General features: G+C 74.2%; 17 protein-coding genes. 12 read left to right on the forward strand and 5 right to left on the reverse strand.

Translation table 11 applies throughout. The features are described 5' to 3' along the window. Positions 1-61 precede the first annotated feature (61 nt). Together sucC and sucD are read left to right on the forward strand one after the other, a co-directional pair. Positions 62-1,255 (forward strand): ADP-forming succinate--CoA ligase subunit beta, encoded by a 1,194-nt coding sequence (gene sucC / locus ACFWBY_RS08885; protein WP_385340922.1) that lies wholly within the window; start codon positions 62-64, stop codon positions 1,253-1,255. A gap of 21 nt (positions 1,256-1,276) precedes the next feature. After that, positions 1,277-2,167 carry a succinate--CoA ligase subunit alpha gene (gene sucD, locus ACFWBY_RS08890; protein WP_385340924.1) on the forward strand — a complete coding sequence of 297 codons (891 nt, stop codon included), beginning with the start codon at positions 1,277-1,279 and terminating at the stop codon, positions 2,165-2,167. A gap of 108 nt (positions 2,168-2,275) precedes the next feature. On the opposite strand, the gene ACFWBY_RS08895 is transcribed toward sucD, so the two are convergent. Continuing rightward, the gene (locus tag ACFWBY_RS08895; RefSeq protein ID WP_385340926.1) at positions 2,276-4,291 is read right to left on the reverse strand and encodes a helix-turn-helix domain-containing protein; all 2,016 of its coding nucleotides are present in this window, start codon (positions 4,289-4,291) and stop codon (positions 2,276-2,278) included. A 119-nt stretch (positions 4,292-4,410) separates the two neighbouring features. On the opposite strand from ACFWBY_RS08895, the gene ACFWBY_RS08900 reads away from it, so the two are divergent. Next, on the forward strand, positions 4,411-6,129 hold the full coding sequence (locus ACFWBY_RS08900; protein ID WP_385340927.1) for a DUF6350 family protein: 1,719 nt from the start codon (positions 4,411-4,413) through the stop codon (positions 6,127-6,129). Positions 6,130-6,164: 35 nt separating this feature from the next. Here ACFWBY_RS08900 and ACFWBY_RS08905 read toward each other — a convergent pair whose 3' ends face one another. Beyond that, entirely contained in the window at positions 6,165-6,764 is a 600-nt protein-coding gene (locus tag ACFWBY_RS08905; RefSeq protein ID WP_385340929.1) for a hypothetical protein, read from the reverse strand. Positions 6,765-7,023: 259 nt separating this feature from the next. Here ACFWBY_RS08905 and purN point away from each other — a divergent pair, with 259 nt between their 5' ends. Both purN and purH read left to right on the forward strand, forming a co-directional pair. Next, on the forward strand, positions 7,024-7,647 hold the full coding sequence (purN, locus tag ACFWBY_RS08910) for a phosphoribosylglycinamide formyltransferase (protein WP_385340931.1): 624 nt from the start codon (positions 7,024-7,026) through the stop codon (positions 7,645-7,647). Positions 7,648-7,679: 32 nt separating this feature from the next. Then, positions 7,680-9,263 carry a bifunctional phosphoribosylaminoimidazolecarboxamide formyltransferase/IMP cyclohydrolase gene (gene purH / locus ACFWBY_RS08915; RefSeq protein WP_385340933.1) on the forward strand — a complete coding sequence of 528 codons (1,584 nt, stop codon included), beginning with the start codon at positions 7,680-7,682 and terminating at the stop codon, positions 9,261-9,263. 126 nt (positions 9,264-9,389) lie between these two features. Here the strand turns inward: purH and ACFWBY_RS08920 are convergent, their stop codons facing one another. Then, on the reverse strand, positions 9,390-10,034 hold the full coding sequence (locus ACFWBY_RS08920; RefSeq protein ID WP_385340934.1) for a hypothetical protein: 645 nt from the start codon (positions 10,032-10,034) through the stop codon (positions 9,390-9,392). A 249-nt stretch (positions 10,035-10,283) separates the two neighbouring features. Between ACFWBY_RS08920 and ACFWBY_RS08925 the strand changes: the two genes are divergently transcribed. The 6 genes from ACFWBY_RS08925 (at position 10,284) to ACFWBY_RS08950 (ending at position 16,319) form a co-directional block, all read left to right on the forward strand. Beyond that, positions 10,284-11,147, forward strand: a complete 864-nt coding sequence (locus ACFWBY_RS08925; protein WP_385340935.1) for a bifunctional methylenetetrahydrofolate dehydrogenase/methenyltetrahydrofolate cyclohydrolase — start codon at positions 10,284-10,286, stop codon at positions 11,145-11,147. Next, complete coding sequence (locus ACFWBY_RS08930; protein ID WP_385340937.1) at positions 11,137-11,625, forward strand: DUF3017 domain-containing protein; 489 nt, start codon at positions 11,137-11,139, stop codon at positions 11,623-11,625. Before ACFWBY_RS08925 ends, ACFWBY_RS08930 begins: the two co-directional genes overlap by 11 nt. A 277-nt stretch (positions 11,626-11,902) precedes the next feature. Then, entirely contained in the window at positions 11,903-12,892 is a 990-nt protein-coding gene (locus ACFWBY_RS08935) for a malate dehydrogenase (RefSeq protein ID WP_385340939.1), read from the forward strand. 159 nt (positions 12,893-13,051) lie between these two features. Continuing rightward, entirely contained in the window at positions 13,052-14,776 is a 1,725-nt protein-coding gene (locus tag ACFWBY_RS08940; protein ID WP_385340941.1) for a hypothetical protein, read from the forward strand. Continuing rightward, entirely contained in the window at positions 14,766-15,164 is a 399-nt protein-coding gene (locus tag ACFWBY_RS08945; RefSeq protein WP_385340943.1) for a hypothetical protein, read from the forward strand. The genes ACFWBY_RS08940 and ACFWBY_RS08945 overlap by 11 nt, the downstream gene beginning before the upstream one ends. Positions 15,165-15,167: 3 nt before the next feature. Further along, the gene (locus ACFWBY_RS08950) at positions 15,168-16,319 is read left to right on the forward strand and encodes a hypothetical protein (protein WP_385340945.1); all 1,152 of its coding nucleotides are present in this window, start codon (positions 15,168-15,170) and stop codon (positions 16,317-16,319) included. A 93-nt stretch (positions 16,320-16,412) separates the two neighbouring features. Here the strand turns inward: ACFWBY_RS08950 and ACFWBY_RS08955 are convergent, their stop codons facing one another. Then, positions 16,413-16,910, reverse strand: coding sequence for a carboxymuconolactone decarboxylase family protein (locus tag ACFWBY_RS08955; RefSeq protein WP_385340979.1), 498 nt, complete (start codon positions 16,908-16,910; stop codon positions 16,413-16,415). Between the two features lie 46 nt (positions 16,911-16,956). On the opposite strand from ACFWBY_RS08955, the gene ACFWBY_RS08960 reads away from it, so the two are divergent. Beyond that, positions 16,957-18,348: a PLP-dependent aminotransferase family protein gene (locus tag ACFWBY_RS08960; RefSeq protein ID WP_385340947.1), complete on the forward strand. Its 1,392-nt coding sequence runs from the start codon at positions 16,957-16,959 to the stop codon at positions 18,346-18,348. A gap of 9 nt (positions 18,349-18,357) precedes the next feature. Here ACFWBY_RS08960 and ACFWBY_RS08965 read toward each other — a convergent pair whose 3' ends face one another. Then, positions 18,358-19,242 (reverse strand): hypothetical protein, encoded by an 885-nt coding sequence (locus ACFWBY_RS08965; RefSeq protein WP_385340981.1) that lies wholly within the window; start codon positions 19,240-19,242, stop codon positions 18,358-18,360. Positions 19,243-19,336 lie beyond the last annotated feature (94 nt).

Genomic DNA, 19,336 nt, shown 5'->3' on the forward strand with positions numbered 1-19,336 from the left:
CGCAGATAGCAGACAACCGCGAATCACTGCGAATCTTTAAAAAGACAAGGGACGGACGCGCGTGGACCTGTTCGAGTACCAGGCGAGGGACCTCTTCGCCAAGCACGGTGTACCGGTGCTGGCCGGTGAAGTCATCGACACGCCTGAGGCAGCCCGCGAGGCCACCGAGCGCATGGGTGGCAAGTCGGTCGTCAAGGCGCAGGTGAAGGTCGGAGGCCGCGGCAAGGCCGGCGGCGTCAAGCTCGCCGCCACCCCGGACGAGGCCGTCGCTCGCGCGACGGACATCCTCGGGATGGACATCAAGGGCCACACGGTCCACAAGGTGATGATCGCCGAGACCGCTCCGGAGATCCTGGAGGAGTACTACGTCTCGTACCTCCTCGACCGCACCAACCGCACCTTCCTGGCCATGGCCTCGGTCGCGGGCGGCATGGACATCGAGCAGGTCGCCGAGGAGACCCCGGAGAAGCTCGCCAAGGTCCCGGTGAACGCCAACGAGGGCGTGACCATCGAGAAGGCCCGCGAGATCGTCGCCCTGGCGCAGTTCCCGGCCGAGGTCGCCGAGAAGGTCGCCGAGGTCCTCGTGACCCTGTGGGCGACCTTCATCGCCGAGGACGCGCTCCTCGTCGAGGTCAACCCGCTCGCGAAGGTCGCCTCCGGCGACGTCATCGCGCTCGACGGCAAGGTCTCGCTCGACGAGAACGCCGAGTTCCGCCAGCCGGGCCACGAGGAGTTCGTGGACCACGCCGCCGCGAACCCGCTCGAGGCCGCCGCCAAGGCGAAGAACCTCAACTACGTCAAGCTCGAGGGCGAGGTCGGCATCATCGGCAACGGCGCGGGTCTCGTCATGAGCACCCTCGACGTCGTCGCCTACGCCGGCGAGGCGTACACGTCGGTGAATGGCGGCGGCGTCAAGCCCGCCAACTTCCTGGACATCGGCGGTGGCGCTTCCGCCGCCGTCATGGCCAACGGTCTCGAGATCATCCTGGGCGACCCGGACGTCAAGTCCGTGTTCGTCAACGTCTTCGGTGGCATCACCGCGTGTGACGAGGTCGCCAACGGCATCGTCCAGGCGCTGCAGCTGCTCGAGGACAAGGGCGAGGCGGTCACCAAGCCGCTGGTCGTCCGCCTCGACGGCAACAACGCCGAGCTGGGTCGCAAGATCCTCTCGGACGCCAACCACCCGCTGGTGCAGCGCGTGGACACCATGGACGGCGCGGCCGACAAGGCCGCCGAGCTCGCGGCTGCGAAGTAAGGGCAGAGGTCAAAGACTCACATGGCTATCTTCCTCAACAAGGACAGCAAGGTCATCGTCCAGGGCATGACCGGTGCCACGGGCATGAAGCACACCAAGCTGATGCTGGCTGACGGCACCAACATCGTCGGCGGCGTGAACCCGCGCAAGGCCGGCACCACCGTCGACTTCGACGGCACCGAGATCCCCGTCTTCGGCTCCGTCGCCGAGGCGATGGAGAAGACGGGTGCCAACGTCTCCGTCCTCTTCGTCCCGCCGGCCTTCGCCAAGGCCGCCGTCGTCGAGGCCATCGACGCCGAGATCCCGCTGGCCGTCGTCATCACCGAGGGCATCGCGGTGCACGACTCCGCCGCCTTCTGGTCGTACGCGAGCGCCAAGGGCAACAAGACGCGGATCATCGGCCCGAACTGCCCGGGTCTGATCACCCCCGGCCAGTCCAACGCCGGCATCATCCCGGGCGACATCACCAAGCCCGGCCGCATCGGTCTCGTGTCCAAGTCCGGCACGCTGACCTACCAGATGATGTACGAGCTCCGTGACATCGGCTTCTCCTCGGCCGTCGGCATCGGTGGCGACCCGGTCATCGGCACCACGCACATCGACGCCCTCGAGGCGTTCGAGGCGGACCCCGACACCGACCTGATCGTCATGATCGGCGAGATCGGCGGCGACGCCGAGGAGCGTGCGGCGGACTACATCGCCAAGCACGTCACCAAGCCGGTCGTCGGCTACGTCGCGGGCTTCACCGCCCCCGAGGGCAAGACCATGGGCCACGCCGGCGCCATCGTCTCCGGTTCCTCGGGCACCGCGCAGGCCAAGAAGGAAGCCCTCGAGGCCGCGGGCGTGAAGGTCGGCAAGACGCCGACCGAGACGGCGAAGCTGGCGCGCGAGATCCTCAGCGCCGCGCAGTAGTCGTCCCGTACGCCACCGCGTACGCGAGAACGGGCGTGGCCCGCACCCTGTGAAGGGGTGCGGGCCACGCCCGTTCCCCTCGCGTGGCGGCCTCGTGCGGTTCCGTCCTCACCCGGGCAGGGGCGAGACCCGGGCGGGTCCGGCCGCCGGGTCGGAGACGAGCTTGTCGTGCAGGTGCCGGCCCTCGTCGCTGAGCTGCTGCGGGCCGCTGAGCGGGGGCACGCCCGACACGCTCGCGCCGGGCGCGAGCGGCGGCTGGTACTCGGTCGGCGCGGTCACCGCCGTATAGGCCGTGGCGGCGGCGATGACCGCCGTCACCCCGAGGGCCGTCCGCGCCCAGAACCGGGCCCGGTGTTCGCCGGCTGCCCGTACGGAGGCTGCCGCGCGCAGCTCCAGTCGTCCGGCGGGCCGCAGGGTGCCGAGCCGCTCGCGCAGCAGCGCGGACTGCTTCTCGGGTGCGGCGTCGGCCAGTTCGGGCAGCCGGTCGGCGAGGTAGGCGTGCGCGTGGACGAGCCGGCCGCCGGCGGTCGGCGTGGTGGCCTCGGTCTCGGCGGCGGTGTCGGGGAGGTCCAGGCCGACGCCGTCGTAGAGGAGCACCGTACGGCGCTGGGCCGGCGGCAGCGCGAGCATCGCGTCCAGGAGGACGCGGTCGGCGGGGTCGGCCGGGGGCTTGTCGGCGCGCCGGTGGTCACGCCTGAACCAGTGCCAGGGGGAGAGCGCGTACTCGTACACCACCGCGCGCACCCAGCCGACCGGGTCCGGGTCGGTGGCGACCTCGGGCCAGCGCTGCCAGGCCTGGAGGAAGGCACGCTCGACGGCCTCCTGGGCGAGGACGCGGCGGCCGGTCAGGAGGTAGGCCTGGCGCGCGAGGGCGGCGGCGGTACGGGCGTAGAGGGCGTCGAAGGCCTCGGCGGCGACGTTCTGCGGCGCGGTACGGGTCCCCGTGCCCGGCGCCGAGTCGCCCGGCCCGGCTTCGCCCGGCCCGGAGCCCGGCCCCCCCTCCGCCTCCTCGTCCGCCTCCGCGCCCGACCCCTCGGCTCGGGCCGGGGGAAGGCCGGCGCCCTCGCCCGCGCCGGCAGCCTTGCCCGCGCCCGGGTCTGCGCTCAGGCGTGCGTCGGCGTCCGCGCCGGCAGCCGTGCCCGGGTCGGGCCCTGCGCTCGCGCGCGCGGCAGCGTCCGCATCCCTGTTCGCGTCGGGGCCGGCGCTCCTGCCCGCGTCCGTGCCCGCGTAGGGGTCTGCGCCCGGGAGCGCGTCGGTGTCAGCGCCCGGAAAGGCCCCCGCACCCGCGCCCGCACCGGGATCCGGGGGCGTGCCCGGGCCCGGGGGCAGCGGGGCGCCGGGGCCGAGGGTGCCGCTACCGCTACCGCTACCGCTACCGCTACCGCTACCGCCACCGCCGCCGGCGGAGGTCTTGCCGCCGGTCTTGGCCTCGTGCCGGGGGACCCCGGCGGGGGGTCTGGCGGCACGCTTGACCGCTGCCTTGGGCCGGGTCTGCGCGCTGAAGGGCCGTGCGAGGCCGCGCGTGCGCGGCGCGAACCGCCCCCCGTACGCGTCGGCGGCTGCGGCCGACTCGCCGTCAGCGTCCGTGCCGGCGGCCGCCACCGGGCCGATGGCGCCGTCGGCCCGTCCGGAGCCGGGGTCCACGTCTGACGCGGCGTCCGCGACCTGATCCGCAAGGCTGGTCGCGTCCTGTGGTTCACCCGTCGGCGGTGCGGAGTCGGGGGCCGCCGCCGACACCGTGTCCGCGGTGGGCCCGGCCGGGTCGGTCGAGGCGTCGGTCGAGGCGTCGGCCGAGAGGTCCGGATCCCGCCCGGCGTTCGCTCCTGACGCGGCGTCGGTGTCCGGGCCGACCGTGTCGGCCGGGGTCGGCGCTCCGTCCAGACGGGACTCGGCGGGCGCCGCCTCCTGGTCGGGGGCGGTGGTGGCGAGGCGGGTCAGGAGCTTCACGTAGGCCTCGCGCTTGCGGCCCCGGGGGGCGGTGCGGCCCGTTTCCCAGGAGCGCACCGTGGTCGCGGTGACGCCCACCGCCGCCGCGACCTCCTCGTGGGTCAGCTCGGCCGCTTCGCGCAGGCGCCGGCGTTCCTTCGGGGTGGGAAGGCCCGGCTCCGTGACGCTTTGTGTCATGCCACACTCCCCGCGGCCCGGACGCCCTGAGCGAAAAAGTACATAAGCGTATATTGAGCGACACCACGGTCATTCGCCTGTTACCCGCCCATAGCGCGTGTCGTTGGCACCATGGCGGGGTGACCCAAGTGACCGAACGCGGGACCCCGTTGCCTACGGCCCCAAGGGCCCCCGCGCGGCGCCGCTCGCCGGCGGCCGCCGCCTGCGTCGTGGGGGGAGCCGTCGCCGCAGGACTCGGGCTCGGCTTCCTCGCCGTGCTCGTCATCGTGCTGTGGATCAGCTCCCCGTACCCCGACAGCGGCCCCGGCGGCGCCCTGCACCTCGCCGCGGGCCTCTGGCTGCTCGCGCACGGCACCGAGCTGGTCCGCTACGAGACGCTCTCCGGGGTGCCGGCCCCCGTCGGCGTGATCCCGCTGCTGCTCATCGCACTGCCCGCGCTCCTCATCCGGCGCGCCGCCCGGCTCGGCAGCGCCGCCGAGGAGGATCCGCGCGGGGCCCAGCCGCTGCCGGCCGGTGTCGTGTTCTCCGCCGTCCTCTGCGGCTACCTCGGTGTCGGCGTCCTGGCCACCGTGTACGCCGCCGCCGGGCCGATGCCCGCCGACCCGCTCAGCGCGGCCTGGCACCTCCCGCTGGTCGCGGCCCTCGCCGCCGCCGGCGGAGTCTGGGAAGCCCGGGGGAGGCCGCTCGGGCAACTGCCCGGCCGGCTCACCCGCCCGCGCTACGAGCTCGCGCTGCGCGCGGGCGCCGCCGGGGTCCTGGTCCTCCTGTGCGGCGGAGCCCTGGTGGTCGGCGCCTCGCTGGCCTGGCACGGCGCGGAGGTGCAGGGGTCCTTCGGGGCGCTGACCGGCGGCTGGTCGGGCCGCTTCGCAGTGCTGTTGCTCGCCCTCACCCTGATCCCGAACGCGGTCGTCTGGGGTGCGGCCTACGCACTCGGCCCCGGCTTCGCCCTCGGCACCGGAGCCGCCGCGACCCCGCTCGGCTTCGGCGGCTCGCCCGCCCTGCCGCGTTTCCCCCTGCTCGCGGCGTTGCCTCCGGACGGCCCCGGCACGCCGTTGACCTGGGCCGTCGCCGGAGTGCCGGTGCTGGCCGGGCTGGCGGTGGGCTGGTTCGCGGTACGCCGGGCGCGAGACGTCTCGTACGGGGAGACCGCGCTCACCGCGGCCCTGGGCGCGGCGGTGTGCGCGCTGGCCACGGCCGGGCTCGCCGCGGTCTCCGGGGGGCCGCTCGGCTCCCGCGACCTGGCCGCGTTCGGCCCGGTGTGGTGGCAGGCGGGCGGGGCGGCCCTGGCCTGGACCCTGGTGCTCGCGGTCCCGCTGGCGGTGACCGTGCACGGGTGGCGCAACCGGCCCGCGAGGGACCTGGCGCGGGCGGCGGACACGGGGGGCGAGGACGGCTGGCACGACAGCGGCGTGCGGGAGGTCCGCTGGGCGGCCCTGCGCCGGGCGGCGGGGACCCTGGTCCCGGATTTCTCCTCCCGGCCGGCCGAGGCGCCGGCGCAGGCCCCGCCGGTGGTGCCGCCGGTGGTGCCGCCGGTGGTTCCACGGGATTCCCCCTGGCCCCTGACGGCGTCGCCGCGTGCGGCGGCGCCCGTGGCCGCGCCGCCGAAGCGGCCCGTGCTGGTCATGCCCGGCCTCAAGCTGGACCTGACCCCGATCCCCATCCCCGCGCTGCCCGCGGAGCCGTCGCAGTCACCGCCGGCGCGGGCCGCCGGGCAGCTCGTGCCCCCCGTGGCCGGTGCCCGCGTACTGGTCCGCCGCAAGCCCGGGAAGGATCCCGGACGGGCCGGCCCCGAGCCCGCCCGGCCCGGGCCGGGCGGGCGGGCCGGGGAGGCCGAGTAGCGCTCCGGGCGCCCGCCCGGCCGGCCGGGGGCCCGCTACCGCTGGACCCGGAGCATCTTCCCGATGACGTTGTCCGGCAGCAGGTCGTTGCACTGCAGCTCCGCCGACTTCGTCAGGGCGTCCTGCGTGCAGACGTAGAAGTCCTTGTACGTCAGCTGCACGGCGTACGAGGACGCCGCCAGCAGCACCGCCAGCGTCGCGGTGACCAGTCCGCTCACCGCGGCGGTCCGCTGGGGCCGGGCGGCGGCCCCGAGGGCGGCCAGTCCGCCCTTGGCGACGGCCGGGTCCGAGCCCTCCCGTGCGCCCTCTGCGGCCGGCTTCGCCGGCGTCCCGCGCAGCGCGCTGATCCCCCAGTACAAGGCGAGCGCGCCCAGCAGCAGTCCCACCGACGGGATGCCGAAGACCCCGAAGAAGAATCCCCACATGCCGGCCAGCAGCGCGTACCGGGCGCGCCGCTGGACCGGGTCCGTCGGGTCCCAGCGCGCCGGCCCGGACCCGGGGTCCTCGACCGGCCCCTGACCGGGACCGCCGTCGCCGCCGGTGCGCGGCTCCCAGTGCTGGTCGGGCCGGCCTTCCGGGGGCGCCGCGAAGGGGTTGTCGTCGGGGGAGGGGTCGGGCTGGCGGCGGTCCGGCATCGGGTGTGTTTCATCCCCTGTGTCGTGGACGTCGCTGGGACGTCGGAGGCCTGTTTGAGGCATGTATGCCAGACGCTACCGCCCGCCCGCGCCCCCGTCCCTCGGGGGCCGTCCGGTGTGCCGGTATCGTTGCAGGCGGTCGGTGGCTTCGTATGGTCCCCCGTATAGCGGCGACCCGAAGTTTCATACGATCACACAAGACGAACGACGCGCTCCCAGCTCAGGCCGGGCGGCGCCCCCGCGCGAGAAAGGGCCTCCCATGGCCGCCTCCCGCCTGGTCGTGCTGGTCTCCGGATCCGGCACCAACCTCCAGGCCCTGCTCGACGCCATCGACGCCCACCCCGGCGGAGCCGAGGGCTTCGGCGCCGAAGTCGTCGCCGTGGGGGCCGACCGCGACGGCATCGCCGGCCTGGAGCGCGCCGAGAAGGCCGGGATCCCCACCTTCGTGTGCCCGGTCAAGGCCCATCCGAGCCGTGCGGAGTGGGACGCGGCCCTGACCGCGGCCACCGCCGCCCACGCGCCGGACCTCGTGATCTCGGCGGGGTTCATGAAGATCGTGGGGCCGGAGTTCATCGGCCGCTTCGGCGGCCGGTTCGTCAACACCCACCCCGCGCTGCTCCCGGCCTTCCCCGGCGCCCACGGCGTACGGGACGCCCTCGCCTACGGCGCGAAGGTCACCGGCTGCACCGTCCACTTCGTGGACGCGGGCGTGGACACCGGTCCGATCATCGCCCAGGGTGTGGTCGAGGTTCGGGACGAAGAGGACGAATCCGCTCTGCACGAGCGGATCAAGGAAGTCGAGCGCGAGCTGCTCGTCGACGTCGTGGGGCGCCTGGCCCGGCACGGCTACCGCATCGAGGGACGAAAGGTAACAATCCAGTGACCGCCGCAGAGGCCGCAGGGACCGCAGAGACCGTGACCGTAGAGAACGACGACCTCACCGCGTCGAAGCGCCCGATCCGGCGCGCGCTCGTCAGCGTCTACGACAAGACGGGACTGGAAGAGCTGGCCCGCGGCCTGCACGAGGCCGGTGTCGCGCTCGTCTCGACCGGGTCCACCGCCGCGAAGATCGCCGCCGCCGGGGTGCCCGTCACCAAGGTCGAGGAGCTGACCGGCTTCCCCGAGTGCCTGGACGGCCGCGTCAAGACCCTGCACCCGCGCGTGCACGCCGGCATCCTCGCCGACCTGCGCCTGGAGGACCACCGCAACCAGCTCGCCGAGCTGGGCGTCGAGCCCTTCGACCTGGTGGTCGTCAACCTCTACCCCTTCCTCGCGACCGTCCAGTCGGGCGCGACCCCGGACGAGTGCGTGGAGCAGATCGACATCGGCGGCCCCTCCATGGTCCGCGCCGCCGCCAAGAACCACCCCTCGGTGGCGGTCGTCACCAGCCCGGCGCGCTACGACGCCGTGCTCGCGGCCGCCCAGGACGGCGGTTTCGACCTCACCGCCCGCAAGCGGCTCGCCGCCGAGGCCTTCCAGCACACCGCCGCCTACGACGTCGCCGTGGCCTCCTGGTTCACGAACGCGTACGCCCCGGAGCCGCAGGCCGTGCTGCCCGAGTTCCTGGCCGGCGCGTGGGAGCGCAAGTCGACCCTCCGCTACGGCGAGAACCCCCACCAGGCCGCCGCCCTCTACACGGACGGCTCGCCGGGCGGGCTCGCCAACGCCGAGCAGCTGCACGGCAAGGAGATGTCCTTCAACAACTACGTGGACACCGAGGCCGCCCGCCGCGCCGCCTACGACCACGAAGAGCCCTGCGTCGCGATCATCAAGCACGCCAACCCGTGCGGCATCGCCGTGGACAAGAAGGACGTCGCCGCGGCCCACCGCAAGGCGCACGCCTGCGACCCGCTGTCCGCGTTCGGCGGCGTCATCGCCGTCAACCGCCCCGTGACCGTCGAGCTCGCCGAACAGGTCTCGGAGATCTTCACCGAGGTCATCGCGGCCCCCGACTACGCGCCGGGCGCCGTCGAGATCCTGGCCAAGAAGAAGAACATCCGCGTCCTGAAGGTGGCCGGCACCCCGCACCAGCCGGGCGACCTCAAGCCCGTCTCCGGCGGCGTGCTGCTCCAGCAGTCCGACCTCCTGCAGGCCGAGGGCGACGACCCGGCCCACTGGACGCTCGCCACCGGTGAGGCGCTCTCCGCGGACGAGCTCGCCGAGCTCGCCTTCGCGTGGAAGGCCTGCCGCGCCGTCAAGTCCAACGCGATCCTGCTCGCCAAGGACGGCGCCTCGGTCGGCGTCGGCATGGGCCAGGTCAACCGCGTGGACTCGGCGAAGCTGGCCGTCGAGCGGGCGGGCGCCGAGCGCGCGCAGGGCTCGTACGCCGCGTCCGACGCCTTCTTCCCCTTCCCGGACGGGCTGGAGATCCTGACGGCCGCGGGCATCAAGGCCGTGGCCCAGCCGGGCGGTTCCGTCCGCGACGAGCAGGTCGTCGAGGCCGCGAAGGCGGCGGGCGTGACGATGTACTTCACCGGAACCCGGCACTTCTTCCACTGAGCCCCACGGGTACCCCGCCGGTACCCGCAGACGGCGAAGGCCGCGCCCCGCGACAGTGCGGGACGCGGCCTTCGCCGTCTCGTGCGGCCTACGGATCCCGTAAGCCGGCGGGACACGCCGGGTGTCCTAGTACAGCGGGCGCTTGAAGTAGACGCTCGCGGCCGAATTGGCCAGGCCGATCAGGATCCAGAGGCCCAGACCCAACGAGACCAGCGCGATGAGCAGCGAGAGCACGGCGGCGCCGGCCGCGTGCGGGTCGGAGAGCGAGACGGCGTTGCCGATCACGCTCAGCACGGCGAAGAGGGTCTGGAGCGAGCCGAAGATGATCCCGGAGACCCGGACCCCGCCGCGGCCCTTGCTCAGCTTGGCGGCGGTCAGGATCGGCCACAGGGACAGGAGGATGACGGCGATGCCGATGCCGACGATCACACTCCCCGCGAGGGCTCCCGCTTCGCTCGTCGAGGAGCTGGAGGATTCGGACAGAGCCGTGGCGAACAGGGCGCCGCCGACGAGGGCGAGCACGCCGACCAGGGCCTGGAACCCGCCGAGGACGAAGAGGACGACACGGGCGCCCTTGACGCCGCCGGGCATCGGTACGTGGGCGCCCGCGCCCGGGTAGCCGGGGCCGGCCGGGTAGGCCTGGGGGGTCTGCTGCGGGTAGGCGTAGCCACCCTGCGGCGGTATGCCCTGGGGCGGCTGCTGCGGGTAGCCGTAACCGGGCTGGCCCTGCGGCTGCTGCCCGTACGGGTTGTTCGGGTCGCCGAAACTCATCTGGGGTGTTCCTCCGTGGAAGTGCGGGGACGCACGGCACGCTCGGAGGAATCGCTGCAAGTCGTGCGGCCCGCCCCCCGGCACTGCCCGCGGCACATCTTCCGGCCATCGTCGTCCGATCGGGGCGGACTTGTCCAGCCGCCGCGTGGCGGCCCGGGTACTCGTTGTGCAAGTGCAACCAAGGAATCGGACCGGCCGCACGGCGGATGCGACTGGAACCGGGACCGGTCCATCCGGGAGGATGGAGCCATGACCGCCCAGATTCTCGACGGCAAGGCCACCGCAGCCGCGATCAAGTCCGAACTGACCGCCCGCGTGGCGGCGCTCAAGACCCGGGGCATCACCCCGGGACTCGGCACCCTGCTGGTCGGCGACGACCCGGGCAGCCGCTGGTACGTCAACGGCAAGCACAAGGACTGCGCCGAGGTGGGCATCGCCTCCCTCCAGCGCGAGCTGCCCGCGACGGCCTCCCAGGAGGACATCGAGGAGGTCGTGCGCGAGCTGAACGCCAACCCGCAGTGCACCGGCTACATCGTGCAACTCCCGCTCCCCAAGGGCATCGACACCAACCGGGTGCTGGAACTGATGGACCCGTTGAAGGACGCCGACGGCCTGCACCCGATGTCGCTCGGCAGGCTGGTCCTGAACGAGCCGGGCCCGCTTCCCTGCACCCCGTACGGCATCGTCGAACTGCTGCGCCACCACGGCGTGGAGATCAACGGCGCGCACGTCGTCGTCCTCGGCCGGGGCATCACCGTCGGCCGGTCCATCGGCCTGCTCCTGACCCGCAAGTCGGAGAACGCGACCGTGACCCTGTGCCACACCGGGACGCGCGACCTCTCCGGGCTGCTGCGCCGCGCCGACATCGTCGTGGCGGCGGCCGGTGTGCCGCACCTGGTCAAGCCCGAGGACGTGAAGCCGGGCGCGGCCGTCCTCGACGTCGGCGTCAGCCGCGACGAGAACGGCAAGATCGTCGGGGACGTGCACCCCGGCGTCGCCGAGGTGGCCGGCTGGATCTCCCCGAACCCGGGCGGCGTCGGCCCCATGACCCGGGCGCAGCTGCTCGTCAACGTCGTCGAGGCGGCCGAGCGGATCGCCCCCAGTGCGGGCTGAGCGCGAGGACTCCGCCGCGGCGGGCCCCGAGGACACCACGGGGCCCACGGGGCCTGCGGCGCCCTCCGGGCCCGGGGCCACGACCGCCGCGGGCCGCTCCCGCCGCTTCCCCTCCGTCACCCGGGGCACCGCCCGCCCCGAGGGCGGCGGCCGCACCGCGCCCGGCGACGCGCCCGCACCGGCCCGCCAGTGGCCGATGCTGTCCGTCCTCGCGGCGACCGCGGGCGGCCTGCTGGCCACCGCGACGGGACACCCGCGCGCGGGCTGCCTGATGATCGGCATCGCCCTGATCGCCGCGTCGGTGCTGCGCCGCGCACTGCCCTCCGTGGGCATGCTCGCGGTGCGCTCCCGCTTCACCGACATGGTCACGTACGGCCTGCTGGGCTTGGCCATCACCCTGCTCGCGCTGGTCATGGAGCCCAGCCCGTTGCTGGAGATCCCGTTCCTGGAGAACGCGGTCCGCTTCACGGTCCGCTGAGCGGCGGCCCGGCCCGGCTCCGCGCGTCACGTGCGCGGGGGACCGCCGGACGGGGGAGTTCTGCCGGGCGCCGCCGACGCGCTGACGCCGGGCGGGGCCGCCCGGACGCCCGTCCGTGTGCCGTGCACCACACGGGGCGGGGGATTGGGGTGCTCCAAGGTCGGATAGCCTGACGGCGGATGTCTCTTCACGTCAAGATTCAGTGGGCCGGGGAGCGGCGTCCTCCCAGCACATGGGGCAGGGACGCCCCACCGCCAGCTGTCTAACGGAGAAGGCCATGACCCGCACTCCCGTGAATGTCACCGTCACCGGCGCCGCCGGCCAGATCGGCTACGCGCTGCTCTTCCGCATCGCCTCCGGCCACCTTCTCGGCGCGGACGTGCCGGTCAAGCTCCGTCTTCTGGAGATCCCTCAGGGCATGAAGGCCGCCGAGGGCACCGCCATGGAGCTCGACGACTGCGCCTTCCCGCTGCTCGCCGGCATCGACATCTTCGACGACCCGAACAAGGGCTTCGAGGGTGCCAACGTCGCGCTGCTGGTCGGCGCCCGCCCGCGTACCAAGGGCATGGAGCGCGGTGACCTGCTCTCCGCCAACGGCGGCATCTTCAAGCCGCAGGGCGCCGCGATCAACGCGAACGCCGCGGACGACATCAAGGTCCTGGTCGTGGGCAACCCGGCCAACACCAACGCGCTCATCGCGCAGGCCGCCGCCCCGGACGTACCGGCCGAGCGCTTCACCGCGATGACCCGCCTGGACCACAACCGCGCGATCTCGCAGCTGGCCGCCAAGACCGGCGCCGCCGTCTCCGACATCAAGCGCCTGACCATCTGGGGCAACCACTCGGCGACCCAGTACCCGGACATCTTCCACGCGGAGATCGCCGGCAAGAACGCCGCCGAACTGGTCAACGACCAGGCGTGGCTGGCCGACGACTTCATCCCGACCGTCGCCAAGCGCGGCGCGGCGATCATCGAGGCCCGCGGCGCGTCCTCGGCCGCCTCGGCCGCCAACGCCGCCATCGACCACGTCCACACCTGGGTCAACGGCACCGCGGCGGGCGACTGGACCTCGATGGGCATCCCGTCGGACGGCTCCTACGGCGTCCCGGAGGGCATCATCTCCTCCTTCCCCGTCACCACCAAGGACGGCCGCTACGAGATCGTCCAGGGCCTGGACATCAACGAGTTCTCCCGTACGCGCATCGACGCGTCCGTGGCGGAGCTCGTCGAGGAGCGCGACGCGGTGCGCGAGCTCGGCCTGATCTGAGCGGCTCCGTACGGCCTTTCGTAGCTCCGGGCGTCACTCCGGACGCGTAGGGCCCGTACGAACCAGTACGAACAGCGAAGCGCCCCGGCCAAACCAGGCCGGGGCGCTTTGGCGTGATTCACGCTGTCGCGACGGGGAGAGGAACCCTAGGGTCGGTCGGTGACCGAGATCCCGATTCCCCATCAGCCCACCGGCGGGGGCTGGGGTGGTCCCAGAGCGGACCGCTCCCCGGTGCACCCCTCGCTCAGCGAGGCCGGCCGGTTCCTGTGCGCGGGTACGTACCTGGACGCCGCCTACCGCGACCGGGTCATCGACGAGCTGTACGTCCACGAGGAGCGGATAGTCGCCCCCTCCTACGGCTACGACGCCTCCCGGGTGCTCGCCCACGCGCTCCGCGCCCGCCGCGCCGAACTCGGCTGGGCCGCCGGCGTCCTCGGCGCCTGGTTCGCCGGCTCCCTGCTCACCGGCGGCGCGCTCGCCGTGCTCATCGTCCCGTTCCTGCTCCTGAGCCTGGCCGACTGGCTGCGTGCCCGGAACGTCCCCGTGCTGCGCGTGCTGTCCGTGGCCCTGCGGATCTACGTGTGGTGGCTGCTGCTCACCCTCCTGGCGGTGCTCGGCTTCGGCGGCTTCGTGCTGCTGGGCTTCCTGGACGGCATGGGCGGATCGGCGCTCACACCGTTCTCCCCGAGCGGCGCGGACCTCGCCGGCGCCGTCGCCCTCTGGTGGCTGCCCGTCGTCTTCGCCGCCGTGGTGGGCGTCGTCGGGCTCCAGCGCGGCCACGTCTTCCGGACCGTCGCCACCGACCTCTCCGAAAGCCGTTACGCCGACCACGCGGGCGACCCGGCCGAGGCCTTCGACGGCGCCCGCTTCCAGCGCGTCCGACAGCGCGTCCGGGCCGAGCAGCACGCCCCGTTGATCATGTACGACATCAACGACCCCTTCTGCGGGGCGGGCGATCCCTACCGGCCCTGGCAGCTGTCCGTCGAACTCCGCCCGCGGGAGGACCTCGGCCCCGACCGCACGCCCACCCCGGTCACCAACGCCGACATCGTGCGGCGGATCGTGCCCCTGCTGGAGCGCTTGCGGGTCCCCTCGCCGCACGGCTCCCCCGAGGCGGCGGCCGCCGTCGGGGACCGGATGCGCGAACTGGTCGTCGACGAGTGCGTCTTCCTGCCCGCGACCGGTCTGCCGCACCGGGACACCGCCCAGGTCGTCCACGGGCAGTACGACGGGCAGCGGGCCGCCGCCATCGAGGAGGGCGGCGAGCGCCGCCGGCACTTCCTGCGCGTCCGGGTGGGCGGATGGGACGAGAACCTCGTCGTCACCGTCTTCGTACGGGTCCACACGCAGGGCGGGATGATGATGCTGGAAGTGGCCCCGCACGTGCTGCTCCCCGTCCGCACCGCCTTCCACAACGCGGACGCGGACGCCCAGCGCTACCGGAACAACAGCGGCTTCGGCAAGGCCGTCTGGGCCCTGCGCCACACCCCCGGCTCCCTCGCGGCCTCCGTCACCACCCTGGGGCGGGGCCTGGCGAGCTGGTGGCGGATCGCCACCGCCGGCCACGGCGGGGCCAGGCCCGAAGGGCCCTGGGTGTCGGTGCGCGAGCTCGCCTCCCAGGACAACGGCTCGCTGTTCCACCTCATGGACCTCGACCGCTTCCTGAAGACCATCCAGGACCGCGTCGTCGGCGGCGTGACCGTCGCGCTGCACGAAGCGGGCTGGCACACCGAGGAGTTCGCGCAGCGTGCGGTCAACGTGGCCGAGGGCGGCGTCTTCATCCAGTCGGCGAACGGCAGCGCCTTCAGCGTCGGCGGCACCAACAACACCAACACCAGGCACGGCGGCAGCGCCAGGGGCGGAGGAGGCAGCGGTGGCAACTGACGGCAGCGGTACGGACACCGGCGCGGGCGGTTCGCAGCCGTCCGTACGGATCGGCAGCGTCAACGACAGCGCCTTCAGCATCGGGGGCGCCCACAACACCAACACCGTCCACCGCGGGAACGCGGGCGCGGACGCCATCGGGCCGCAGGTGCTGCTGGACGCGGTACTGGAGCTGCGCGCGGCCCTCGTACGGCTGCCGCGCGGGAACGACAGGACGGCGCTCGACACCGAACTGGACGGGGTCGCGGAGTCACTGGAGGGGGCCGAGGAGATCCGACCCGGCCTGGTCGCCCGGCTGCGCGGGGCGCTGGAGCGGTGGGCCCCGCTGGTGGAGTCCGTCGGCGCGGCCACGGCGCTGGCCGGACTGCTCGCCTCGCTGGGAGGCTGAGCCGTGGCCGAGCAGCCGCAGGGCGCGCTCCGCTGGGACGCGCAGACCCAGCGGTGGGTCGCGGACGGGCCGCCCCGGCCGCCGGGCCAGGCTCCGGGCCAGGGTCAGGTACCGGACCAGGGCCAGGCCCCGGGCAAGGGCGGGCCGCAAGGCCAGGCCCCGGGCCAGGGTCAAGTGCCGGGCCAGGGCGGGCTGCAAGGCCAGGCCCCGGGCCAGGGTCAGGCGCCCGTCCAAGGGCAGCCGCCGGGTCGGGCGCCCGTCCAGGGTGGGGTGCAGGGCCAGGCGCCGGGCCAGGGATCGGGGCCGGGGCAGGGCCCGGGTTCCGGTTCCGGCTCCGCCCCGGGCGGGGTGCCGGCTATGCCGGTCGGGGTGCCCGGGTACGGGCCGGTGCCGCCCGCGCCGGGCCACGACCCCCACCCGCAGCCGCAGCCGTACGTACAGCCCGTACCGCCCGCGCCCCCGCGCTCCGGCGGGCCGGCCGGCCGGTGGCTGACTCCGACCACCGCCGGCGTCGCGGTGGCCGCGCTCGCGATCAGCGCGGCGGCGGTGTGGTTCGTGGAGCGGGACGCGGGGGAGCCCGCCCTCGCGGGGCCGACCGCGACGGGCACCCCGACGGGCGGGCAGGGCACGGACACGCCCTCGCCCACCGGCACCCGCCCGCCCTCGCCGAGCGGCAGCCCCAGCCCCAGCCCCAGCGCCACGCCCAGCCCGAGCGGCAGCGTCCCGCACGAGACCGTGCGGGACGCGAAGGGCTTCACCGTGGCCGTTCCCGTCGGCTGGGTCCGGGAGGACGGCGCCACCGGGGTGTTCTACCGCTCGCCCGACCGCGCCGCCCTGGTCCAGATCTTCCAGGTGAGCGAGCCCGAGCTGAGCCCGCTGGGCGCCGTCCAGGGCGCCTCCGCCTACCTGCGCGCCCAGACCACCGGCTACCAGGAGATCCGGGTCGGACCGGTCTCCGGCGCCACCGAGGCCGGGGAGCTCGTCTACGAGTACGACAGCGCCGAGTCGCGCGGCAGGCGGCGCGGCGTCGAACGGGTCTTCGTCGCCCAGGACGGCAAGAAGTGGGCCGTCCTGACGGCCGGTCCGGCCGCCGAGTGGACGCTCACCCAAGCGCACCAGGCGGCCGCGCTGGCCGCGTTCAGCCCGGGCGGCTGAAGGCGGCCGGCGGCCCGGCCGACCGGCCGGCTGCCGACCGCCGGGTGGCCGGGTGGCCGGGTGGCCGGGTGGCCGGGTGGCCGGGTGGGCTTCCTACTTGTACATGCCCGGGGTGTAGTGGCCCGGGCTCAGCCGCGTGGTGACGCCGATGCGGTTCCACACGTTGATCGCGGCGATCAGGGCGATCACCTGGGCCAGTTCCTTCTCCTCGAAGTGCTCCGAGGCCTTCGCGTAGACCTCGTCGGGAACGAAACCGTCGGTCAGGACGGTCACGGCCTCCGTCAGCTCGATCGCGGCGAGCTCCTTCTCCGTGTAGAAGTGCCGCGACTCCTCCCAGGCGCCGAGGAGCAGCAGCCGCTCGACGTCCTCGCCCGCGGCGAGGGCGTCCTTGGAGTGCATGTCGATGCAGAAGGCGCAGTGGTTGATCTGCGAGGCGCGGAGCTTGACGAGCTCGACCAGGGCCGGGTCCAGCCCCTTGGCCGCGGCCGCGTCCAGGGCCACGGCCGCCTTGTAGAACTCCGGGGCGAGCTTCGCCAGCTGCATGCGGGGGGTGTGCTCGGGCGCGTTCTTCGTGTGGTCCGTGTTGTCCATGGACTCACCGTACGAGGCATGCGGCCCGCCGATATGGTCCATATCCATGACGGAATCCTGGGCCACTTTCGGTGCCGACCTGCATCTAGAGCTCTCCGCCGGCCGGGGCCTGCGGGCCGGGCTCACCGAGGCGCTGCGCGAGGCCGCGCGCAGCGGAAGGCTCGCCCCGGGCCTGCGGCTTCCGTCCTCGCGCTCGCTCGCCGCAGACCTCGGGATCGCCCGCAACACCGTCGCCGACGCCTACGCCGAGCTCGTCGCCGAAGGCTGGCTGACGGCCCGGCAGGGCTCCGGGACCAGGGTCGCGGAGCGGGCCCGGGCGCGGCGCCCCGCGCCGGCGGCCCCCGTACGGCGGCCCGTGCGATCGCGGACCTCGTACAGCCTGATGCCCGGCTCCCCGGACCTGGGCGGCTTCCCGCGCGCGGGCTGGCTGTCGGCTGCCCGGCGGGCGCTGTCCGAGGCCCCCAACGAGGCGTTCGGGTACGCGGATCCGCGGGGCCGGGGCGAACTGCGCGAAGCGCTGGCCGGGTACCTGGCGCGGGCGCGCGGGGTGTACGCGGACCCGGAACGGATCGTGCTGTGCGCGGGGTTCGCGCACGGGCTGATGCTGGCGAAGCTGCTGCGGGCCCGCCGGGTCCGGGAGGTGGCGGTGGAGGGGTACGGGCTGGACGTGCACCGGGACCTGCTGACCGGTGCGGGGCTGCGGACGCGGGTCCTGGAGGTGGACGCGGCGGGAGCGTGCACGGGGTCCCTGAGCGGCTCCGGGGTCGGCGCGGTCCTGCTCACCCCGGCGCACCAGTTCCCGACGGGCGCCGCGCTGACGCCCGGGCGGCGGGCGGCGGCGGTGGACTGGGCCAGGTCCACGGGCGGGCTGGTCCTGGAGGACGACTACGACGGGGAGTTCCGCTACGACCGCCAGCCGGTCGGCGCCCTCCAGGGACTGGACCCGGACCGTGTGGTCTACCTCGGGACGGCGAGCAAGTCCCTGGCGCCGGGGCTGCGCCTGGGCTGGATGGTGGTGCCGCGGCCGCTGATGGACGAGGTGCTCGCGGTGAAGGGCCCGACCGACTGGAGCTCCAGCGCCCTCGAACAGCTGACGCTCGCGGAGTTCATCCGGTCCGGGGCGTACGACCGGCACGTGCGCGAGATGCGGCTGCGCTACCGGCGGCGCCGCGACGAGCTGGTGACGGCCGTCGGCGGGCGCGCCGCGGTCTCCGGCATCGCGGCCGGCCTGCACGCGGTGCTGGACCTGGCTCCGGGCGGCGAGCGGGCGGCCCTTCGGGCGGCCGCCTGGCAGGACCTCGGCTTGCAGCCTCTGTCCTCCTTCCGTCATCCCGACGCGGTGGCGCCGCCGCGCGAGGCGCTCGTCGTCGGCTTCGGGACGCCGCCCCAGAGCGCCTGGTCCGCGACCCTGGCCGCCCTCGTCGCGGCGCTCCCGTAACGGCCCCGTTCAAGGGGCGGTACCGGGGTCGGGCCGCTCGCGTTCCGGCAGGGCGGGGTCGGGCCGCGCGGGGTCCGGCGGTGCGGGGGGTTCGCCGAAGCGGGCCAGCGCGAGGGCTCCGGCGACGGCCACCACGAAGCCCGTGACCGCCAGCCACGCCAGACCCTCGCGGGTGCTGTCGCCCAGCCAGACCACCCCCACCACAGCCGGCCCGACCGTCTCGCCCAGCACCATGCCGGCCGTCGCCGTGGTCACCGAGCCCCGCTGCAGCGCCGAGGTGAGGAGGAGGAAGGCGGCGCCGCCGCCCAGCAGGAGCGCGTACAGGGCCGGGTTCTTCAGCTCCGAGAGCGAGATGCCGTCGATGAGCCGGACCGACACCTCCACCACCCCGAAGCCCGTCCCGGCCGCCAGACCCAGGGCCAGGGCCCTGCTGCGGTCCGGCAGGCTCCCCGCAAGGGCCCCGACCACGAGCACCAGCGCCGCCACCCCCAGCAGTGCCAGCTCCAGCGCGAGCGAACCGGTCCCCGAGCCCTCCTCGCCCGAGGACAGCCCCAGCATCAGCAGCCCCGCGGACACCACCGCGACCGCGGCCCACTCCGTACCGCTCAGCCGCACCCGCAGCAGCCGCGCCGCGACCACCGCCGTCACCGCGAGGCTGGCGGCGAGCGCCGCCCCGACCGCGTAGATCGGGATGTGCCGCAGGGCGATGATCTGGAGGACGAAACCGGCTCCGTCCAGACCGAGTCCGGCGAGGTAGCGCCACTGGCGCAGCGCCCGCATCAGGAGGGCGGTGTCGACTCCCGAGCCCGTTCCGGGCTCCGTCGCGCGCGTCGCGACCGCCTGGAGGACCGACGCCGTGCCGAAGCAGACCGCCGCACCGAGCGCGCAAATCATCCCAATGAGCACGAACCGACTCTAGGTCACGGAACTGGCGGCGGCCGGATTCCGTCGGCCGCGCGACCCGTTCTAGTCTGTCGGGCAGTCGGCC

The organism is Streptomyces sp. NPDC060049, from assembly GCF_042736715.1.
Taxonomy (GTDB): Bacteria; Actinomycetota; Actinomycetes; order Streptomycetales; family Streptomycetaceae; genus Streptomyces.

Bases quoted from the DNA above. Each gene is read 5' to 3' on its own strand.
- sucD (WP_385340924.1), top strand. From the start codon at position 1,277: ATGGCTATCTTCCTCAACAAGGACAGCAAGGTCATCGTCCAGGGCATG.
- ACFWBY_RS08895 (WP_385340926.1), bottom strand. From the start codon at position 4,291: ATGACACAAAGCGTCACGGAGCCGGGCCTTCCCACCCCGAAGGAACGC.
- ACFWBY_RS08905 (WP_385340929.1), bottom strand. From the start codon at position 6,764: ATGCCGGACCGCCGCCAGCCCGACCCCTCCCCCGACGACAACCCCTTC.
- purN (WP_385340931.1), top strand. From the start codon at position 7,024: ATGGCCGCCTCCCGCCTGGTCGTGCTGGTCTCCGGATCCGGCACCAAC.
- ACFWBY_RS08920 (WP_385340934.1), bottom strand. From the start codon at position 10,034: ATGAGTTTCGGCGACCCGAACAACCCGTACGGGCAGCAGCCGCAGGGC.
- ACFWBY_RS08925 (WP_385340935.1), top strand. From the start codon at position 10,284: ATGACCGCCCAGATTCTCGACGGCAAGGCCACCGCAGCCGCGATCAAG.
- ACFWBY_RS08935 (WP_385340939.1), top strand. From the start codon at position 11,903: ATGACCCGCACTCCCGTGAATGTCACCGTCACCGGCGCCGCCGGCCAG.
- ACFWBY_RS08955 (WP_385340979.1), bottom strand. From the start codon at position 16,910: ATGGACAACACGGACCACACGAAGAACGCGCCCGAGCACACCCCCCGC.
- ACFWBY_RS08960 (WP_385340947.1), top strand. From the start codon at position 16,957: ATGACGGAATCCTGGGCCACTTTCGGTGCCGACCTGCATCTAGAGCTC.
- ACFWBY_RS08965 (WP_385340981.1), bottom strand. From the start codon at position 19,242: ATGATTTGCGCGCTCGGTGCGGCGGTCTGCTTCGGCACGGCGTCGGTC.